The organism is Pantoea sp. X-Soil-YNGN-785 (assembly GCF_059730585.1).
The window spans coordinates 1110713-1129928 of the sequence record NZ_AP035942.1 but is presented as its reverse complement, the minus strand read 5'-3'; the positions used below and the strand labels follow the sequence as shown (position 1 = coordinate 1129928).

Annotated in this window: 15 protein-coding genes and 7 tRNA genes; 20 read left to right on the top strand and 2 right to left on the bottom strand. The window is 54.7% G+C overall.

Annotation, left to right across the window (positions count from 1 at the left end):
- The 10 genes from nagC to AC6I8E_RS05140 all read left to right on the top strand — a co-directional run bounded on the left by nagC (nucleotide 1) and on the right by AC6I8E_RS05140 (nucleotide 5015).
- On the top strand, nucleotides 1–1221 hold the full coding sequence (gene nagC / locus AC6I8E_RS05185; RefSeq protein WP_033731851.1) for a DNA-binding transcriptional regulator NagC: 1221 nt from the start codon (nucleotides 1–3) through the stop codon (nucleotides 1219–1221).
- Between the two features lie 186 nt (nucleotides 1222–1407).
- A complete protein-coding gene (locus tag AC6I8E_RS05180) occupies nucleotides 1408–2160 on the top strand; it encodes an HAD-IIA family hydrolase (protein ID WP_013357117.1) in 753 nt (250 codons plus the stop codon).
- Between the two features lie 308 nt (nucleotides 2161–2468).
- On the top strand, nucleotides 2469–4136 hold the full coding sequence (gene asnB / locus AC6I8E_RS05175; protein WP_013357116.1) for an asparagine synthase B: 1668 nt from the start codon (nucleotides 2469–2471) through the stop codon (nucleotides 4134–4136).
- A 218-nt stretch (nucleotides 4137–4354) separates the two neighbouring features.
- Nucleotides 4355–4431: transfer RNA gene (locus tag AC6I8E_RS05170), tRNA-Met, on the top strand.
- A 9-nt stretch (nucleotides 4432–4440) separates the two neighbouring features.
- Nucleotides 4441–4525 (top strand) — tRNA-Leu (locus tag AC6I8E_RS05165).
- Between the two features lie 22 nt (nucleotides 4526–4547).
- Nucleotides 4548–4622: transfer RNA gene (locus AC6I8E_RS05160), tRNA-Gln, on the top strand.
- Between the two features lie 35 nt (nucleotides 4623–4657).
- A tRNA-Gln gene (locus AC6I8E_RS05155) sits at nucleotides 4658–4732 on the top strand.
- A 22-nt stretch (nucleotides 4733–4754) separates the two neighbouring features.
- Nucleotides 4755–4831 (top strand) — tRNA-Met (locus AC6I8E_RS05150).
- 6 nt (nucleotides 4832–4837) lie between these two features.
- A tRNA-Gln gene (locus AC6I8E_RS05145) sits at nucleotides 4838–4912 on the top strand.
- A gap of 28 nt (nucleotides 4913–4940) precedes the next feature.
- Nucleotides 4941–5015: transfer RNA gene (locus tag AC6I8E_RS05140), tRNA-Gln, on the top strand.
- Between the two features lie 103 nt (nucleotides 5016–5118).
- Here AC6I8E_RS05140 and ubiF read toward each other — a convergent pair.
- A complete protein-coding gene (ubiF, locus tag AC6I8E_RS05135) occupies nucleotides 5119–6291 on the bottom strand; it encodes a 3-demethoxyubiquinol 3-hydroxylase (protein ID WP_147788530.1) in 1173 nt (390 codons plus the stop codon).
- Between the two features lie 172 nt (nucleotides 6292–6463).
- On the opposite strand from ubiF, the gene miaB reads away from it, so the two are divergent.
- The 9 genes from miaB (at nucleotide 6464) to AC6I8E_RS05090 (ending at nucleotide 15877) form a co-directional block, all read left to right on the top strand.
- Nucleotides 6464–7888 (top strand): tRNA (N6-isopentenyl adenosine(37)-C2)-methylthiotransferase MiaB, encoded by a 1425-nt coding sequence (miaB, locus tag AC6I8E_RS05130; RefSeq protein WP_033731849.1) that lies wholly within the window; start codon nucleotides 6464–6466, stop codon nucleotides 7886–7888.
- A gap of 209 nt (nucleotides 7889–8097) precedes the next feature.
- Nucleotides 8098–9159, top strand: a complete 1062-nt coding sequence (locus AC6I8E_RS05125) for a PhoH family protein (protein ID WP_013357113.1) — start codon at nucleotides 8098–8100, stop codon at nucleotides 9157–9159.
- Nucleotides 9156–9629 carry an rRNA maturation RNase YbeY gene (gene ybeY / locus AC6I8E_RS05120; protein ID WP_201252141.1) on the top strand — a complete coding sequence of 158 codons (474 nt, stop codon included), beginning with the start codon at nucleotides 9156–9158 and terminating at the stop codon, nucleotides 9627–9629. Before AC6I8E_RS05125 ends, ybeY begins: the two co-directional genes overlap by 4 nt.
- A gap of 82 nt (nucleotides 9630–9711) precedes the next feature.
- On the top strand, nucleotides 9712–10593 hold the full coding sequence (gene corC, locus AC6I8E_RS05115; RefSeq protein ID WP_013357111.1) for a CNNM family magnesium/cobalt transport protein CorC: 882 nt from the start codon (nucleotides 9712–9714) through the stop codon (nucleotides 10591–10593).
- 4 nt (nucleotides 10594–10597) lie between these two features.
- On the top strand, nucleotides 10598–12121 hold the full coding sequence (gene lnt, locus AC6I8E_RS05110) for an apolipoprotein N-acyltransferase (protein ID WP_497824501.1): 1524 nt from the start codon (nucleotides 10598–10600) through the stop codon (nucleotides 12119–12121).
- 436 nt (nucleotides 12122–12557) lie between these two features.
- Complete coding sequence (locus AC6I8E_RS05105; protein WP_013357108.1) at nucleotides 12558–13454, top strand: amino acid ABC transporter substrate-binding protein; 897 nt, start codon at nucleotides 12558–12560, stop codon at nucleotides 13452–13454.
- Nucleotides 13455–13733: 279 nt separating this feature from the next.
- Nucleotides 13734–14474, top strand: coding sequence for an amino acid ABC transporter permease (locus tag AC6I8E_RS05100; protein WP_013357107.1), 741 nt, complete (start codon nucleotides 13734–13736; stop codon nucleotides 14472–14474).
- Nucleotides 14474–15151 (top strand): glutamate/aspartate ABC transporter permease GltK, encoded by a 678-nt coding sequence (gltK, locus tag AC6I8E_RS05095; protein ID WP_013357106.1) that lies wholly within the window; start codon nucleotides 14474–14476, stop codon nucleotides 15149–15151. Before AC6I8E_RS05100 ends, gltK begins: the two co-directional genes overlap by 1 nt.
- Nucleotides 15152–15877 (top strand): amino acid ABC transporter ATP-binding protein, encoded by a 726-nt coding sequence (locus AC6I8E_RS05090; RefSeq protein ID WP_013357105.1) that lies wholly within the window; start codon nucleotides 15152–15154, stop codon nucleotides 15875–15877.
- A 44-nt stretch (nucleotides 15878–15921) separates the two neighbouring features.
- Here AC6I8E_RS05090 and AC6I8E_RS05085 read toward each other — a convergent pair whose 3' ends face one another.
- Nucleotides 15922–16404: a zinc ribbon-containing protein gene (locus AC6I8E_RS05085; protein WP_013357104.1), complete on the bottom strand. Its 483-nt coding sequence runs from the start codon at nucleotides 16402–16404 to the stop codon at nucleotides 15922–15924.
- Between the two features lie 222 nt (nucleotides 16405–16626).
- On the opposite strand from AC6I8E_RS05085, the gene leuS reads away from it, so the two are divergent.
- On the top strand, nucleotides 16627–19209 hold the full coding sequence (gene leuS / locus AC6I8E_RS05080; protein WP_095707562.1) for a leucine--tRNA ligase: 2583 nt from the start codon (nucleotides 16627–16629) through the stop codon (nucleotides 19207–19209).
- Nucleotides 19210–19216 lie beyond the last annotated feature (7 nt).

Sequence of the window (19216 nt, the reverse complement as noted above, 5' to 3'; positions counted from 1 at the left end):
ATGACCACTGGCGGCCAGTCACAAATAGGAAATGTCGATCTTGTTAAGCAACTTAATAGCGCAGCGGTTTACCGGCTGATTGATCAACAGGGGCCGATATCGCGCATTCAGATTGCCGAACTCAGCCAGCTCGCCCCCGCCAGCGTCACCAAAATTACCCGCCAGTTGATTGAGCGCGGCCTGATCAAAGAGGTAGACCAGCAGGCGTCTACCGGTGGTCGCCGCGCTATCTCGATTATCACTGAAACCCGCCACTTTCATACCATCGGGGTTCGCCTCGGCCGCAACGATGCGACTCTGACCCTGTTCGACCTTAGCGGTAAATCGCTGGCGCAGGAGGATTATGCGCTGCCGGAACGCACCCAGGAGACACTGGAACATGCGCTGTTTAACGCTATCAGCGGCTTCATTGAGCAGCACCAGCGTAAAATACGCGAGCTGATCGCGATTTCCGTCATCCTGCCAGGCCTGGTTGATCCGATTAACGGCGTGATCCGTTATATGCCGCACATCTCTGTCAGCCACTGGCCGCTGGTCGCCAGTCTGAAAAAACGGTTCAACGTCACCAGCTTTGTGGGGCACGACATTCGCAGTCTGGCGCTGGCCGAGCACTATTTCGGTGCAAGCCGCGACTGTGCTGACTCAATCCTGGTGCGCTTACACCGCGGCACCGGTGCCGGCATTATTGCTAACGGCCATATTTTCCTCGGCAGCAACGGCAACGTCGGCGAAATCGGCCATATCCAGGTTGACCCGCTTGGCGAGCGCTGTCACTGCGGTAACTTTGGCTGCCTTGAAACCATTGCCGCTAACGGCGCCATTGAGAATCGAGTGCGGCATCTGCTGAATCAGGGCTACCCCAGTGTACTGACGCTGGAGGCGTGCCAGATGTCCCACATCTGCAAAGCGGCCAATCAGGGTGATGCGCTGGCCTGCGAAGTGGTTGAACAGGTGGGCCGGTATCTGGGCAAAGCGATTGCCATCGCGATTAACCTGTTTAATCCACAAAAAGTGGTGCTGGCGGGCGAGATTACGGAAGCAGAAAAAGTGCTACTGCCCGCGATTGAAGGCTGCATCAACACCCAGGCATTAGAAGCCTTTCGTAAAAATCTGCCGGTGGTGCGTTCTACCCTGGATCACCGTTCTGCGATTGGTGCGTTTGCGCTGGCTAAACGTGCCATGCTTAACGGCATTCTGCTGCAACATCTTCTGGAAGACTAAGAGCCTATCCCAGTAGGCGTAATTGGTGCAGGCAGTCTGGACACGGACAGCGCGGAACAACCGGAGCGTACACGTAGTACGTGAGGATTGTGAGCACTGCCCAGGTTTAGAATGACAAATAAAATAGCCTAATGGGACAGGCTCTAAGCTAACCCGCTGTTGTGGCGGGCCACATCGGATCTGACTATGACCATTAAAAGCGTAATTTGTGATATCGATGGCGTGCTGATGCACGACAACACGGCCGTTCCTGGCGCGCAGGAATTTTTACAGCGCATTCTGGCCAAAGAGATGCCGCTGGTGGTGCTGACAAACTATCCCTCGCAGACAGAGCAGGATCTGGCTAACCGCTTTGCTTCGGCTGGTGTCGAGGTTCCTGAATCCGTTTTCTATACCTCTGCCATGGCTACCGCCGACTTCCTGCGGCGTCAGGAGGGTAAAAAGGCCTATGTCATTGGTGAAGGCGCGCTGATTCATGAGCTCTATAAAGCGGGTTTTACCATTACGGATGTGAATCCCGATTTTGTCATTGTCGGGGAGACGCGTTCGTTCAACTGGGACATGATGCACAAAGCGGCCTTCTTCGTCGCTAACGGCGCGCGCTTTATCGCCACTAACCCCGATACGCACGCGCGCGGCTTTATACCCGCCTGTGGCGCGCTCTGCGCCGGGATTGAGAAGATCTCAGGACGTAGCCCGTTTGTGGTGGGCAAACCCAGCCCTTACATCATGCGCGCAGCGCTGAATAAAATGCAGGCCCACTCAGAAGAGACGGTCATTGTGGGTGATAACCTGCGAACCGATATTCTCGCCGGTTTCCAGGCAGGTCTGGAGACAGTACTGGTGCTGTCAGGCGTCTCGACGCTGAGCGATATCGATGCCATGCCGTTCCGTCCGGACTGGATCTACCCTTCTGTTGCCGATATTGACCTGTTCTGATTCATTTTTCTTATGACGCATCCGTTTAATCTGTGATGCGTCCCCCCTTTTTTTCATGCTCCCGCCTACTTTCACTGCCTGTTTTTTACTCACAAATGCCTTTTCATTGCCGATCCAACAACAAAACAACATTTAAATTGTCGTTTCTTCAATTTTATAGCCATGTGAGCAATATTTTTATCAGTAAATCACGATTCCTCTTGCATTGAATGCACCAAATAGCGCATTTTCTTATCTATCACGCAGCGTCAGGCTGCCGGACAAACGCAAAAGATAACATCGCCGTAAGGTGAGATCAGGAGTCAGTTATGTGTTCAATTTTTGGTGTGCTGGATCTGAAAACCGATCCTGTTGAGCTGCGCAAAAAAGCGCTGGAATGTTCACGTTTAATGCGTCATCGCGGACCGGACTGGTCAGGTGTATATGCAGATGACAAGGCTATTCTGGCGCATGAACGCCTCTCAATTGTTGACGTTAACAACGGTGCACAGCCACTGTACAACGCCGATCACACCCACGTACTGGCCGTTAACGGCGAAATTTACAACCATCAGGCACTGCGCGCTGAACTCAGCGATCGCTACGAATTTCAGACCGGTTCTGACTGTGAAGTGATTCTGGCGCTCTATCAGGAGAAAGGTGTCGACTTCCTTGATGAGCTGGAAGGCATGTTCGCCTTTATCCTCTATGACAGCGTTAAGAAATCGTATCTGATTGGCCGCGACCATATCGGCATCATCCCGCTTTACATGGGTAACGATGAGCACGGCAACCTGTTTGTTGCGTCAGAAATGAAAGCGCTGGTACCGGCCTGCCGTTCGATCAAAGAGTTCCCGCCGGGAAGCTACCTCTCCAGCACCGATGGTGAAATCCGCCGTTACTGGCAGCGTGACTGGATGGAATACAAGAACGTTGAACACAACACCACAGATGCGGCTGGCCTGAAACATGCGCTGGAAGAGTCCGTGAAAAGCCACCTGATGTCAGATGTCCCTTATGGCGTGCTGCTGTCAGGCGGTCTGGACTCCTCTATCATTTCAGCTGTGACCAAGCGTTTTGCGGCAAAACGGGTTGAAGATCAGGATAAAAGTGATGCATGGTGGCCGCAGCTGCACTCTTTCGCGGTCGGACTGGAAGGTTCACCTGATTTAAAAGCAGCAAAATCTGTCGCGGAACATCTGGGCACCGTGCATCACGAAATTCATTTCACCGTGCAGGAAGGTCTGGATGCCATCCGCGATGTGATTTATCACATTGAAACCTATGACGTCACTACCATTCGCGCCTCTACGCCGATGTACTTAATGTCGCGTAAAATCAAAGCGATGGGTATTAAGATGGTGCTGTCTGGCGAAGGTGCAGATGAAGTGTTTGGCGGCTATCTCTACTTCCATAAAGCGCCAAACGCAAAAGAGTTCCACGAAGAAAACGTGCGTAAACTGCAGGCGCTGCATATGTTTGACTGCGCCCGCGCTAACAAAGCGATGTCTGCCTGGGGCGTTGAAGCCCGCGTACCGTTCCTGGATAAAAAATTCCTGGATGTGGCAATGCGTATCAACCCTGCCGACAAAATGTGTGGCAGCAACGGTAAAATGGAGAAACACATTCTGCGTGAATGCTTCTCCTCTTACCTGCCAGAGAGCGTAGCGTGGCGTCAGAAAGAGCAGTTCTCTGATGGTGTGGGTTACAGCTGGATCGACTCACTCAAGGAAGTGGCCGCGAAGCAAATCAGCGACCAGCAGCTGGCAACCGCTCATTTCCGCTTCCCGTTCAACACGCCGGGTTCGAAAGAAGCTTATCTCTATCGTGAGATCTTCGAAGAGCTATTCCCGTTAGCCAGTGCGGCAGAGTGTGTGCCTGGCGGTCCATCCGTCGCCTGTTCGTCTGCTAAAGCAATTGAGTGGGATGAAGCGTTTAAAAACATGGACGATCCTTCCGGACGTGCCGTGGGTGTGCATCAGTCAGCCTATAAATAAGCCGACAGAAAGCCACCAGAATGGGCCGGTTATGGCCCATTTTTTTTACGATTAGCGTTGTATTCACTGAAAAATTGCCGAATAAACCGCCAGGCTGGTTATAAGCCAGTCAAACAGCGATTATCTGGCAAAAAACGGTAAAAAACTTGTTGACGCTGTCTGGTCAACTCCGCATAATGCGCCCCGCAACGCCGATGAAGGTAACGCGAAAAAAAGATGGCTACGTAGCTCAGCTGGTTAGAGCACAGCACTCATAATGCTGGGGTCACAGGTTCGATTCCCGTCGTAGCCACCATCTTTTTTTGCGGGAGTGGCGAAATTGGTAGACGCACCAGATTTAGGTTCTGGCGCCGCAAGGTGTGCGAGTTCAAGTCTCGCCTCCCGCACCATTTCATTATTCGGCAGCGTGGATGGGATATCGCCAAGCGGTAAGGCACCGGTTTTTGATACCGGCATTCCCTGGTTCGAATCCAGGTATCCCAGCCAATTTCGATGATTCTTGTATGCTGAGAACGGACGAATGGGATATCGCCAAGCGGTAAGGCACCGGTTTTTGATACCGGCATTCCCTGGTTCGAATCCAGGTATCCCAGCCATCATTGAAAGGCAGTACAATTTGGCTACGTAGCTCAGCTGGTTAGAGCACAGCACTCATAATGCTGGGGTCACAGGTTCGATTCCCGTCGTAGCCACCATATAATTGGGGTGTCGCCAAGCGGTAAGGCACTGGTTTCTGATACCAGCATTCCGGGGTTCGAATCCCTGCACCCCAGCCATACAAAGACAATTTGAAAAACCCATTATTGGGGTGTCGCCAAGCGGTAAGGCACTGGTTTCTGATACCAGCATTCCGGGGTTCGAATCCCTGCACCCCAGCCAAATTGCACAACCAGGCCCGCTTTTGCGGGCTTTGTTGTTTTTGTCCCTTCTCCACCATCCTGATTACTGGCCCGCCCTGCGGCGAGCCTGAACGCGCAAGCGGCTATAGCCCCAGCGCGTAACGCAATACCTGCCGCTTCAGTACGCCAGAATGTTCAGCGGCAATCAGTCCGAGATTTCGCGCAAACCTCAGCGGTGCCAGCTGGTTGCTGAAGGCAAAGTAAAAGAGATCCATCCCGCCCTGCATCAGCATATTGTCTTTGCGACGCTGACGGTGATAGCGTTGTAACACCCGCTCTGACGCCCAGTCCTCCGCTGCACCGCGCGCGATAACCAGCACATCAATCAACGCATCAATATCGCGATACCCCAGATTCACGCCCTGCCCGGCCAGCGGATTAATGGTATGCGCGGCATCGCCGACCAGCGCCAGCCCCGGCAGGACATAGCGTGAAGCGTGACGTCGCACCAGCGGAAAGCCGCCCGCCGCATGGGCTTTGAACCGTCCCAGCCGCGCCGGGAAGTGGCTGGCAATCTCTTTCTCCAGCTGGGCTATTGGCATCGCCTGAAGCTGTCGCACTCTTGCGGGCGCGTCATACCAGACCAGCGAGGCCCGGTTGCCATACAGCGGCAGGAAGGCACGTGGTCCCTGTGGCGTAAAGTGCTGCCAGGTCGCGTCCCCTGCCGGATGGTCGCAGGTCACGCTGATCAGCAGGCAGGACTGCGCATAGCTCCAGCCATGAATCCCTATACCGGCCATCTGCCGCACCTGCGAGTTTGCGCCATCTGCACCAATTACCAGCCGGGTATGTAAGGCCACGCCGTCGTTAAGGTCGACGCGCCAGCCGCCATTTTCTGGCTGCAGGTTTTCCAGCGTGGCCGGGCAATAGCAGGTCACGCCCAGCGACTGCATCTCCTCCCATAACGCCCGCTGAAGCACGCTGTTCTCAACCATAAAGCCCAGTTCAGGCAGGCCCAGCGAGGCCGCATCAAAACTCACCTGCGCCGTCTGCCACTCCCAGGTTTCCAGTCTGCGATAGGGCGCGCTGCGCATCGCTTCGACCCGCGGCCAGACGTTGAGCTGCTTCAGCAACGCAACCGAGGAGGATCCGATCGCTGAAATTCGCAGATCGGGGTCGCTGTCGGCATCAAACGGCGCGGGTTCAGCACGCTCAATCACCGCTACGCGAAAATGTTGCTGTGTCAGTCCACAGGCCAGCGCAGCACCGACCATGCCACCGCCGACAATCACGACATCAAACTGATTACCCTGCATTGCTTAACTCCCTCTCTTATTCCCGCCAGCCTGCGCATCGCGGGTCTGAATAGAGCAAAGTGTACCGGAAAACCCGATGGCTGGCAGAAAAGCCCTCAGGCTGGTCACCACAGCATCAAAGCATTACAATACGCGCCCCTCACTTCACTGCACTGAATCAATGGCTAGCGCGATGACAAAAAAACTGCATATCAAAACCTGGGGATGTCAGATGAATGAGTATGATTCATCCAAGATGTCTGATCTGCTGAACAGTACGCACGGCTATACGCTGACCGAGGTCCCTGAAGAGGCGGATATTCTGCTGCTTAACACCTGCTCCATTCGTGAGAAAGCGCAGGAGAAGGTGTTTCATCTGCTGGGACGCTGGAGAAAACTCAAAGAGCGCAACCCGGATGTGATTATTGGCGTGGGTGGCTGTGTGGCGTCGCAGGAAGGCGATCATATTCGTCAGCGTGCGCCCTGCGTAGATATTGTGTTTGGTCCGCAGACACTGCACCGCCTGCCGGAGATGATCAACACCGTGCGCGGCACCAAAAGCCCGGTAGTCGACATCAGCTTCCCGGAAATTGAGAAATTTGACCGCCTGCCGGAACCGCGTGCAGAAGGCCCGACAGCCTTTGTCTCCATTATGGAAGGCTGCAACAAATATTGTACTTTCTGCGTGGTGCCTTACACCCGTGGTGAGGAAGTGAGCCGTCCCAGCGATGACATTCTGCTGGAGATCGCCCAGCTGGCGGCGCAGGGCGTGCGTGAAGTTAACCTGCTGGGTCAAAACGTTAACGCTTACCGTGGTGCCACCTTTGATGGTGAGATCTGTACCTTCGCTGAGCTGCTGCGCCTGGTCGCCGCCATCGACGGCATCGACCGCATTCGTTTCACCACCAGCCACCCGATTGAGTTCACCGATGACATCATTGATGTCTATCGCGATACCCCGGAGCTGGTGAGTTTCCTGCATCTGCCGGTTCAGAGTGGCGCAGACCGTATTCTGACACTAATGAAGCGCGCGCATACCGCGCTGGAGTATAAGGCGATTATCCGCAAGCTGCGCGCGGCGCGCCCGGACATTGAGATCAGCTCCGACTTCATCATTGGCTTCCCCGGAGAAACCCAGCAGGATTTCGAACAGACCATGAAGCTCATCGCCGACATCAATTTCGACGTCAGCTTCAGCTTTATCTACTCTGCCCGTCCCGGCACACCCGCCGCTGACCTGCCGGATGATGTCAGCGAAGAGGAGAAAAAGCAGCGTCTGTGGATCCTGCAGGACCGCATTAACCAGCAGGCGCAGGCGATCAGTCGCCGCATGCTCGGCACCGTGCAGCGTATTCTGGTGGAAGGCATCTCCCGCAAGAACGTCATGGAAGTCTCTGGCCGCACCGAAAATAACCGTGTGGTCAACTTTGAAGGCACGCCTGAGATGATTGGCCGCTTTGTAGATGTTGAAATTGTCGATGTCTACACCAACTCGCTGCGCGGCAAGCTGGTGCGTACTGAAGAAGAGATGGGCCTGCGCATGGCGCAAAGCCCGGCATCCGTGATTGCCCGTACCCGCAAAGAAAACGAAATCGGCGTGGGTCTGTTCCAGCCGTGATACCTGCTATATTGAGCGGCAGCGCGCATTGCGTTGCCGCCAATTTCACGCCGCGACACTTGGTTTCTGAAAGTGTCGCCCAAATATCTCTCCTTAAGCTTGCGCCCAGGCGTTACGGCATAAATAATTTCGTTATGGTGCATCCGGTTAAGCCCAACGGTGCGTCAGACACATCCCATAACTGGCCCTGAGTGACCCAAAGGATTCGTTTGAATATCGAAACTCGTGAAATCGCCCTTGAACCGGCTGATAACCGTCGTCTGATGAGCCTGTGCGGGCCTTTCGACGATAATGTGAAACAGCTTGAGCGTCGTCTGGGCATTGAGATCAATCGTCGCGACAACGTCTTTAAGCTGGTTGGACGTCCACTTTGCGTTAATGCCGCCGCAGATATTCTGAAGACCCTGTATGTCGATACCGCGCCAATGCGTGGTGAGATCCCGGATATCGAGCCTGACCAGATTCACCTGGCGATCAAAGAGAGCCGGGTACTGGAGCAAACCGCTGAAAGCGTGCCAGAGTACGGTAAAGCGGTCAACATTAAGACCAAGCGTGGTGTGATCAAACCGCGCACGCCAAATCAGGCCCAGTACATCGCGAATGTACTTGACCACGACATTACCTTTGGTGTTGGCCCGGCCGGTACCGGTAAAACCTATCTGGCGGTGGCTGCGGCCGTGGATGCGCTGGAACGTCAGGAGATTCGCCGCATCATGCTGACCCGCCCTGCCGTCGAAGCGGGTGAAAAGCTCGGCTTCCTGCCGGGCGACCTGAGCCAGAAAGTCGACCCTTATCTGCGTCCGCTCTACGATGCGCTGTTTGAAATGCTCGGCTTCGAGCGCGTTGAAAAGCTGATGGAGCGCAACGTTATTGAAGTTGCCCCGCTGGCCTATATGCGCGGTCGAACCCTGAACGATGCGTTCATCATTCTTGATGAAAGCCAGAACACCACCATCGAGCAGATGAAGATGTTCCTGACGCGCATCGGCTTTAACTCCAAAGCGGTCATAACCGGCGACGTCACCCAGATCGACCTGCCCCGTCACGTCAAGTCGGGCCTGCGTCATGCTATCGAGGTGCTGGCAGACGTGGAAGAGATCAGCTTTAACTTCTTCCACAGCGAAGATGTGGTGCGCCATCCGGTCGTTGCCCGCATTGTCACCGCTTATGAAGCCTGGGAAGCCGCCGATCAGACCCGCCGTGACCAGCAGGCTGAAGAGCGTAAACGTGAAGCGCTGGCAGCACAGAGCGCCACGCAGGAGAGCAAATGAGCGAGGTGATTCTCGACCTGCAGGTCGCCTGTGATAACACCGCTGATCTGCCTGATGAAGGCCAGTTTCACCGCTGGCTCTCAGCGGCTGTGACCCCTTTCCAGCCCGAAAGCGAAGTCACAGTACGTCTGGTTGATGAAGTGGAAAGTCATGAGCTTAATCTGACTTATCGTGGCAAAGACAAGCCAACCAACGTTCTCTCCTTCCCGTTTGAAGCGCCGCCGGGCATTGAGCTGCCGCTGCTGGGCGATCTGATCATCTGCCGTCAGGTGGTTGAGCAGGAAGCCGCAGAACAGGGAAAAAGCGTTGAAGCCCACTGGGCACACATGGTGGTACACGGTACGCTCCATCTGCTGGGTTACGACCATATTGAAGACGACGAAGCTGACGAGATGGAAGGACTGGAGACCGAGATAATGCTTGCTCTTGGGTATCCTGATCCGTACATTTCGGAGAAAGAAGACGCCTGAATCCTGAATTCAGGCTATCCGGCTGTCAGCACGGTTTGCTGACAGCACCTATTCCTCACCAGAGAGATCTTTAAAAACCGCCATGAGCGACGACCATTCTCAAAACAGCGATGCACCCAGTAGTAAAAAGGGATTTTTCTCCCTGTTGATCAACCAACTCTTTCACGGTGAACCAAAAAACCGTGATGAGCTCCTGGAGCTGATCCGCGACTCGAATAACAAAGAGCTGATTGACCAGGACACCCGCGACATGCTCGAAGGGGTACTGGATATTGCGGAGCAGCGCGTGCGTGACATCATGATCCCGCGTTCGCAAATGATCACCCTGAAACGTAATCAGAGCCTCGAAGAGTGTCTGGATGTCATTATCGACTCCGCGCATTCCCGCTTCCCGGTGATCAGCGAAGACAAAGATCATGTGGAAGGGATTCTGATGGCGAAAGATCTGCTGCCGTTTATGAGCAGTGAGTCAGAGCCGTTCAGCATTGAGAAAGTGCTGCGTCCTGCGGTGGTGGTGCCTGAAAGTAAGCGTGTCGACCGGATGCTGAAAGAGTTCCGCTCACAGCGTTATCACATGGCGATTGTTATTGATGAGTTTGGTGGTGTCTCTGGCCTGGTCACTATCGAAGACATTCTTGAGCTGATCGTAGGTGAGATTGAAGATGAGTATGACGATGAAGAAGATCGTGATATCCGTCAGCTCAACCGTCATACCTTCACGGTGCGCGCACTGACCGCCATTGAAGATTTCAATGAGGTATTTGGCACACAGTTCAGTGATGATGAAGTCGACACCATTGGTGGTCTGGTCATGCAGGGCTTCGGCCATCTGCCCGCACGCGGTGAAAGCATCGAGATTGAGGGTTACCAGTTCAAGGTGGCGATGGCTGACAGCCGCCGCATCATCCAGGTTCACGTGACTATTCCGGAAAATTCGCCACAACCCCAACTGGAAGACGAATAAGTCTATGGCTTTAGCCTCACTCTACCCGCGCCAGCGGGTTCGCCTGCTGCTGGCTTTAATAACGGGTGCACTGGGCACCCTCGCCTTCTCTCCTTACGATTTCTGGCCCGCCGCCCTGCTCTCGCTGTGCGGCTTACAACTGCTCACCCTGAACCGCTCCAGCCCACAGGCCACCGCGATCGGCTTTGTCTGGGGTTTAGGTCTGTTCGGCAGCGGCATCAACTGGGTTTACGTCAGTGTCGCCACCTTTGGCGGTATGCCTGGCCCGGTTAATGTCTTTATTGTGGCGCTGCTGGCGGCGTATCTGTCGATCTACCCGGCGTTGTTTGCCGGTGTACTGAATCGCATCTGGCCGCGCACGACGCTGTGGCGGCTGGCACTGGCTGCACCGGCATTGTGGCAGATGACCGAGTTCCTGCGCGGCTGGGTGCTGACCGGCTTTCCGTGGCTGCAGTTTGGTTACAGCCAGATCGATGGTCCGTTAAAAGGCCTGGCCCCGCTGGCGGGTGTAGAGACCCTGACCTTCCTGCTGATGGTCATTGCTGGCCTGCTGGCTTATGCCCTGCAGCAGCGCAACGTCAGAAGTCTGGTGGCGGCGTTGCTGCTGCTGGCCCTGCCGTGGCCGCTGCGCTACATCCAGTGGGTTCAGCCAATGCCGGAGCGTGCCGTAGAAGTGGCGCTGGTGCAGGGAAATATCCCGCAGTCGATGAAGTGGGATCCTCAACAACTGCTCACGACCCTGCGCATCTATAACGGTCTGAGTCAGCCGCTGATGGGTAAGGCGCCGATTATTATCTGGCCAGAGTCGGCAATTACCGATCTGGAAAGCAATCAGCAGCCGTTCCTGCGTTCGCTGGATGATGAACTGCGTGAACGCGGCAGTTCGCTGGTCACCGGCATCGTTGACTCCCGGCTGGAGCAGAATCGTTATCACGACTACAACACCGTGATCGTGCTGGGCGGCAAAACGCCGTACAACTACTTCAGCGGCAATCGTTACCAGAAGAATCATCTGGTGCCGTTTGGCGAATTTGTGCCGCTGGCCGATCTGCTGCGTCCGCTGGCCCCGTTCTTCGATCTGCCCATGTCAGCCTTCAGCCGTGGCAACTATCTCCAGCCGCAACTCAGCGTGGCGGGCTATAACCTGACGAGCGCCATCTGTTATGAGATTGTGCTCGGTGAACAGGTGCGGGCTAACTTCCATCCCGACACTAATTTCCTGCTGACCGTTTCGAACGATGCCTGGTTTGGTCACTCAATCGGCCCATGGCAGCACTTCCAGATGGCGAGAATGCGGGCGCTGGAGCTGGGACGTCCGCTGTTGCGCAGCACCAACAACGGCGTGACGGCGGTGGTCAATGCCAGTGGTGATGTGGAGGCGATGCTGCCGCAGTTTACCCGCGATGTGCTGACCAGCAAGGTCACGCCGACGCAGGGTGAAACCCCGTATGCGCGGGCGGGCATCTGGCCAGTCTGGTCACTGACGCTGATGGCGGCGTTGATAGCTCTGCTGCGTCGACGCCGGTAACCTATCCGATCCTTAAAGGCGAAGCGCAGGCTTGGCCTTTTTTCTTTACTGCCTCCCCGGTATATCTCACTCCCCTGACCACATACTCTGCTGGCTTTCTCGCGCTGCACCGCTTTCTGGCACGATGATTGCAGAATGTTTCACTGTTTTTCGCCGACAGGCGGATTGCAGGCGCCGTCGCCTGGCAGGTTGCACCAAAACAGTCGCTTCTGCTGCACCGCTAACGCGCAGAGTAAGATATTTGCCTTTTTTTGGTGCGGATCGCCTCGCAAAAAAGAAACTTTTTTGTTTCATTGCGTTAACAATCCGCTATGTTAGTGACTCTTCTGCGCCCATTTAATCCGCAGAATGAGCAGAAACGCAGCAAATAACAGACACAACATCATAATCAGCACAGGTAATAGCCTGGGCCTTTTTCATACGAAGGAGTTGGAACATGCAACTACGCAAAGTGGCATTATCTCTTCTGCTGATCAGCGCAGCGGCGGGAGCGGCCCAGGCGGAAGATCTCAGCGGCACCCTGAAGAAGATCAATGACAACGGCGTCATTGTGGTCGGGCATCGCGAATCATCAGTTCCCTTTTCTTACTATGACAACCAGCAAAAAGTCGTCGGCTATTCACAGGCTTACTCAAACGCCATCGTGGAAGCCATTAAAGCGAAGCTGAACAAGCCGGACCTGCAGGTCAAAATGATCCCGATCACCTCACAAAACCGTATTCCGCTGCTGCAAAACGGCACTTACGATTATGAGTGTGGCTCCACTACCAACAACCTTGAGCGCCAGAAACAGGCCGCATTCTCTGACACCATTTTTGTCATCGGCACCCGTCTGCTGGTTAAAAAAGATGGCCCGATCAAAGATTTCGCCGATCTGAAAGGCAAAACCGTGGTCGTGACTTCAGGAACCACCTCTGAAGTGCTGCTGCATAAACTCAACGACGAACAGAAACTGGATATGCGCATCATCAGCGCCAAAGATCACGGCGACTCCTTCCGTACGCTGGAAACCGGCCGTGCCGTGGCTTTCATGATGGATGATGCTCTGCTGGCCGGCGAACGCGCCAAAGCCAAAAAGCCGGATAACTGGGAAATCTTAGGTACGCCACAGTCAAAAGAGGCCTATGGCTGCATGCTGCGTAAAGATGATCCGCAGTTTAAAGCGCTGGTCGATGAAACCATTGCTAAAGCCCAGACCTCAGGTCAGGCAGAAAAATGGTTCGATACCTGGTTCAAACAGCCGATTCCACCAAAGAATCTGAACATGAATTTTGAACTCTCTGATGACATGAAAGCCCTGTTCAAAACGCCAAATGACAAAGCACTGAATTAACAAAAAAATACCCAATGGATCTCAGGTTGCATTGAGTCGGCAGGAGAATGCATCCCGGTGACCTTACTCAGGTAAGGCATTTGGATGCGTGAACATCGCCAACAAAATGCAGCCTGAAAGACGGCGGGTATAACAAGGGCGGCCTGGCTGCCCTCTCGATTGCTGAAACCGCGGCATGGACAGACTGACTGACCCGGGTCGTTCCCCTGAGTCAGGCAATAAAACGCCGTTCATCAATCTTCAGGGTAGCTTAGCTACCCTTTTTTTCCGGAGCTCGTTATGGGTATCGATTGGAACTGGGGCATATTCCTCGAACAGGCCCCGTTCGGTAACACGACCTACCTCGGCTGGCTGTGGTCCGGTTTTCAGGTGACGATCGCCGTCTCCTGCTGCGCCTGGATTATCGCCTTCTGCGTGGGTTCATTTTTCGGCATTCTGCGCACCGTGCCGAATCGCCTGCTGTCGACCATTGGCACCTGCTATGTGGAACTGTTTCGTAATATCCCGCTGATCGTCCAGTTCTTCTTCTGGTATCTGGTCGCGCCCGAACTGGTGGGCGAAAAGCTTGGCATGTGGTTTAAGTCTGAGCTGGACCCCAACATTCAGTTCTTCCTCTCTTCAATGATCTGTCTTGGCCTGTTTACCGCCGCCCGCGTCTGCGAGCAGGTGCGCGCAGCCATTCAGTCACTGCCGGCAGGACAGAAAAATGCCGGTCTGGCGATGGGATTAACGCTGCCGCAGACCTATCGCTATGTCCTGCTGCCGAATGCGTATCGCGTGATTGTGCCGCCGATGACCTCGGAAATGCTGAACCTGGTGAAGAACTCCGCTATCGCCTCCACCATTGGTCTGGTCGATATGGCGGCACAGGCGGGCAAACTGCTCGACTATTCTGCTCACGCCTATGAATCCTTTACCGCCATTACGCTGGCCTACGTCGCGATTAACCTGGTGATTATGTTGTTGATGAGTCTGGTCGAGCGCAAAGTTCGGCTGCCAGGCAATGCGGGAGGCAAGTAATGTACGATTTTGACTGGAGTTCGATTACACCCAGCCTGCCCTATCTGCTTAACGGCTTAGTGATTACCTTCAAGATCACCATTACCGCCGTGGTCTTCGGCATTCTGTGGGGCACCCTGCTGGCGGTGATGCGTCTGTCGAGCTTTAAGCCCGTCAGCTGGTTCGCCAAAATCTACGTCAACCTGTTCCGCTCGGTGCCGCTGGTGATGGTGCTGCTGTGGTTCTATCTGGTGGTCCCGAGTTTCCTGCAGCAGGTGCTGGGCCTGTCGCCGAAAACCGATATCCGGCTGATTTCCGCCATGGTCGCCTTTTCGCTGTTTGAAGCGGCCTACTACTCAGAAATCATTCGTGCCGGCATCATCAGTATTTCACGTGGACAGGGCAACGCCGCGCTGGCGCTGGGTATGACACAGTGGCAGGCAATGCGACTGATCATCCTGCCGCAGGCGTTCCGCGCCATGGTTCCGCTGTTACTAACGCAGGGTATCGTGCTGTTCCAGGATACCTCGCTGGTCTATGTCTTAAGCCTGGCGGACTTCTTCCGTACCGCGTCCACCATTGGTGAGCGCGACGGCACCCAGGTTGAAATGGTTCTGTTTGCAGGTCTGGTCTACTTCGTTATCAGCCTGAGCGCATCGCTGTTGGTCAGCTATCTGAAAAGAAAAAGGACGGTTTAAATGATTAGCCTGAAAAATGTTTCTAAGTGGTATGGTCACTTTCAGGTGCTGACCGACTGCTCAACCGAGGTCAAAACCGGTGAGGTAGTGGTGGTCTGCGGGCCGTCCGGCTCCGGTAAATCGACGCTGATCAAAACGGTGAACGGACTTGAGCCTGTTCAGCAGGGCGTGATTGCGGTCAACGGCACCGAGGTGAACAACAAAAAAACCAACCTTGCACAACTTCGCAGTCAGGTCGGTATGGTGTTTCAGCACTTCGAGCTGTTCCCGCATCTGAGCATTATCAACAATCTGGTACTGGCACAGGTAAAAGTGCTGAAGCGTGACAAAGCGGCGGCCCGCGATAAAGGGCTAAAACTGCTGAAGCGTGTGGGACTGTCAGCGCATGCCGAGAAGTTTCCTGGCCAGCTCTCCGGCGGTCAGCAGCAGCGCGTGGCGATTGCACGTGCGCTCTGCATGGATCCTATCGCGATGCTGTTTGATGAACCGACCTCCGCGCTGGATCCGGAAATGATCAACGAAGTGCTGGATGTGATGGTTGAGCTGGCGCAGGAGGGAATGACGATGATGGTGGTAACACACGAGATGGGCTTCGCCCGTAAAGTGGCCAATCGCGTGATCTTTATGGATGAAGGGAAAATTATCGAAGACACCAATAAAGATGACTTCTTTAATAACCCACAGTCTGACCGTGCGAAAGATTTCCTCGCTAAAATTCTGCACTAAATAACCTATGCGGGTCACCTGAGTGGCCCGCATCGTTGTTGTTATCAGGGTTCAAAAGGCTGACGCTGAAACTGGTCGTTGCCGCATTCCGGACAGCGCGACAGGGTTTCCGGCGTATAGATCGCCCGGGTAAACTGACACTTCTCACACACCAGATTGCCCAGCCCCACCACTTCACCGCTCTGATACACACCGTGATGATGCAGATCCTGGAAGACTTCGCGCCACTCCAGCTGACTTTTATCGGTGATATCCGCCAGCTCTTTCCAGACGCTCTCACGAATAATGCGCATAAACAGTGAATCCGCCAGCGGCTCTTCCACATCGGTATAACTGCGTGCAAACTCGCCCAAATCACGGCGCACCGAGCTCAGCGCCTGATCAATCTCTTTTTCCGTCATGTCATCGCGCACCCGTAACTGGCTGCGTCGACCGGCAATCAGCTCATCAAGGTTACGATCGCCCTGACGGAGACGTTCGGTCAGTACGGCTAACGACTCGCGATATTCCTGAGCTACTTTATTCATTTTATTCTCCTTTATGCAGACCCTCGCTGAATTAAGTTTAGTCGCAATGCGGCTTTTGCCGTGTCGTCTGTACAGTGAATTACAAAAGGGTGAAGAGGCTGACGCTTTCAGCAGAAATCGTGCCAGCAAAAGTGGGAAGTGTTGTTGATACGCGGCCTTATGGGTATGCTATGCGGATCACAGAGCCCGAAAAATGTTATTCATAAAGGACCACAGGCAGCCATGCAAGAGCAATACCGCCCGGAAGAGATTGAATCCCGTGTGCAGCAACACTGGGATGAAAACGAAACGTTTAAAGTGACTGAGCAGGAAGGTAAAGAGAAATACTATTGCCTCTCCATGTTGCCCTATCCTTCTGGCCGCCTGCATATGGGCCACGTTCGTAACTACACCATCGGCGACGTAATCGCGCGTTATCAGCGTATGCTCGGCAAAAACGTACTACAGCCGATTGGCTGGGATGCTTTCGGCCTGCCTGCGGAAGGCGCTGCGGTCAAAAACAACACCGCACCGGCTCCCTGGACATACGACAATATCGCCTACATGAAAAACCAGCTTAAACTGCTGGGCTTTGGCTATGACTGGAGTCGTGAACTGGCGACCTGCCAGCCAGAGTACTATCGCTGGGAACAGTGGTTCTTCACTAAACTGTATGAGAAAGGCCTGGTCTATAAAAAAACTTCCGCCGTGAACTGGTGCCCGAACGATCAGACGGTGCTGGCGAACGAGCAGGTGATCGATGGCTGCTGCTGGCGCTGCGACACCAAAGTTGAGCGCAAAGAGATCCCGCAGTGGTTTATCAAAATCACCGATTATGCGGAAGAGCTGCTGAACGACCTGGATACGCTGGAAGAGTGGCCTGAGCAGGTCAAAACCATGCAGCGTAACTGGATTGGCCGTTCTGAAGGCGTCGAAATCACGTTCGACGTTGCTGACAGCGAAGAGAAAGTCACCGTCTACACCACCCGCCCGGATACCTTTATCGGCGCAACCTATGTCGCCGTTGCGGCGGGTCATCCGCTGGCAACCCAGGCGTCGGTGAACAATCCGGCACTGGCTGACTTTATCGCTGAATGCCGCAACACCAAAGTGGCCGAAGCCGATATGGCGACCATGGAGAAGAAAGGCATGGCGACCGGCCTGTCTGTTATTCATCCGCTCACCGGTGAGCTTCTCCCGGTCTGGGTCGCTAACTTCGTGCTGATGGAATATGGCACCGGCGCTGTCATGGCGGTCCCGGCGCATGACCAGCGCGACTGGGAGTTTGCCACTAAATACGATCTGGCGATCAAGCCAGTGGTACTCAACCTGGATGGCTCTATTCCTGACGTCAGCGCCGCGGCAATGACCGACAAAGGCGCGCTGTTTAACTCAGGTGAGTTCAACGGTCTGGATCACGCCGCAGGGTTTACCGCCATTGCGGATTCTCTGGCGGCAAAAGGCGTGGGCGTGCGTAAAGTGAACTACCGTCTGCGCGACTGGGGTGTTTCCCGTCAGCGCTACTGGGGCGCACCAATCCCAATGGTCACGCTGGAAGATGGCACCGTAATGCCGACACCTGAAGACCAGTTGCCGGTGATCCTGCCGGAAGATGTGGTGATGGATGGCATTACCAGCCCGATCAAAGCCGATCCGGAGTGGGCGAAAACCACGGTGAACGGCCAGCCTGCTCTGCGTGAAACCGACACCTTTGACACCTTCATGGAGTCCTCCTGGTACTACGCGCGCTATACCTGCGCCAGCTACAAAGAAGGCATGCTGGATCCGGCCGCGGCAAACTACTGGCTGCCGGTCGATCAGTATGTGGGTGGTATTGAACACGCCATCATGCACCTGATGTATTTCCGCTTCTTCCACAAGCTGTTGCGTGACGCGGGCCTGGTGAACTCTGATGAACCAGCCAAACGTCTGCTGTGCCAGGGCATGGTGCTGGCTGACGCCTTCTACTACCTCGGTAACAACGGCGAGCGTAACTGGGTTTCACCGGTTGACGTTGAGGTTGAGCGTGACGAGAAAGGCCGCATAGTGAAAGCGGTGGATACGCAAGGCCGCGAAGTGATCTACGCGGGCATGAGTAAAATGTCGAAGTCGAAAAACAACGGCATCGACCCACAGCTGATGGTTGAGCGTTATGGCGCGGATACCGTACGTCTGTTCATGATGTTTGCTTCACCGGCAGATATGACGCTGGAGTGGCAGGAGTCGGGCGTTGAAGGGGCTAACCGCTTCCTGAAGCGTGTCTGGAAGCTGGTCTACGAGCACACCTCACAGGGTGCGACCGTGGCGCTGGATGTGAAGAGCCTGAATGACGAGCAGAAATCGCTGCGTCGCGACCTGCACAAAACCATCGCCAAAGTGGCGGATGATATTGGCCGTCGTCAGACCTTCAACACCGCCATTGCAGCGATTATGGAGCTGATGAACAAACTGGCGCGTGCGCCGCAGGAAGGCGAGCAGGATCGCGCTCTGATGCAGGAAGCGCTGCTGGCTATCGTCCGTCTGCTCTATCCGTTTACCCCGCACGCCTGCTATGTTCTGTGGCAGACGCTGGGTGGCGAAGGTACCATCGACGAAGCGAGCTGGCCGGTGGCTGATGAAGCCGCTATGGTTGAAGATTCACTGCTGGTCGTGGTGCAGGTGAACGGTAAAGTGCGTGGCAAAATTACCGTACCTGCCGATGCAACACAGGAACAGGTTCAGGCACGCGCTGCGCAGGAGCATCTGGTGGCGAAGTATCTGGACGGCGTGACTATCCGTAAAGTCATTTATGTACCGGGCAAACTGCTTAACCTGGTCGTAGGTTAAGTTCAGG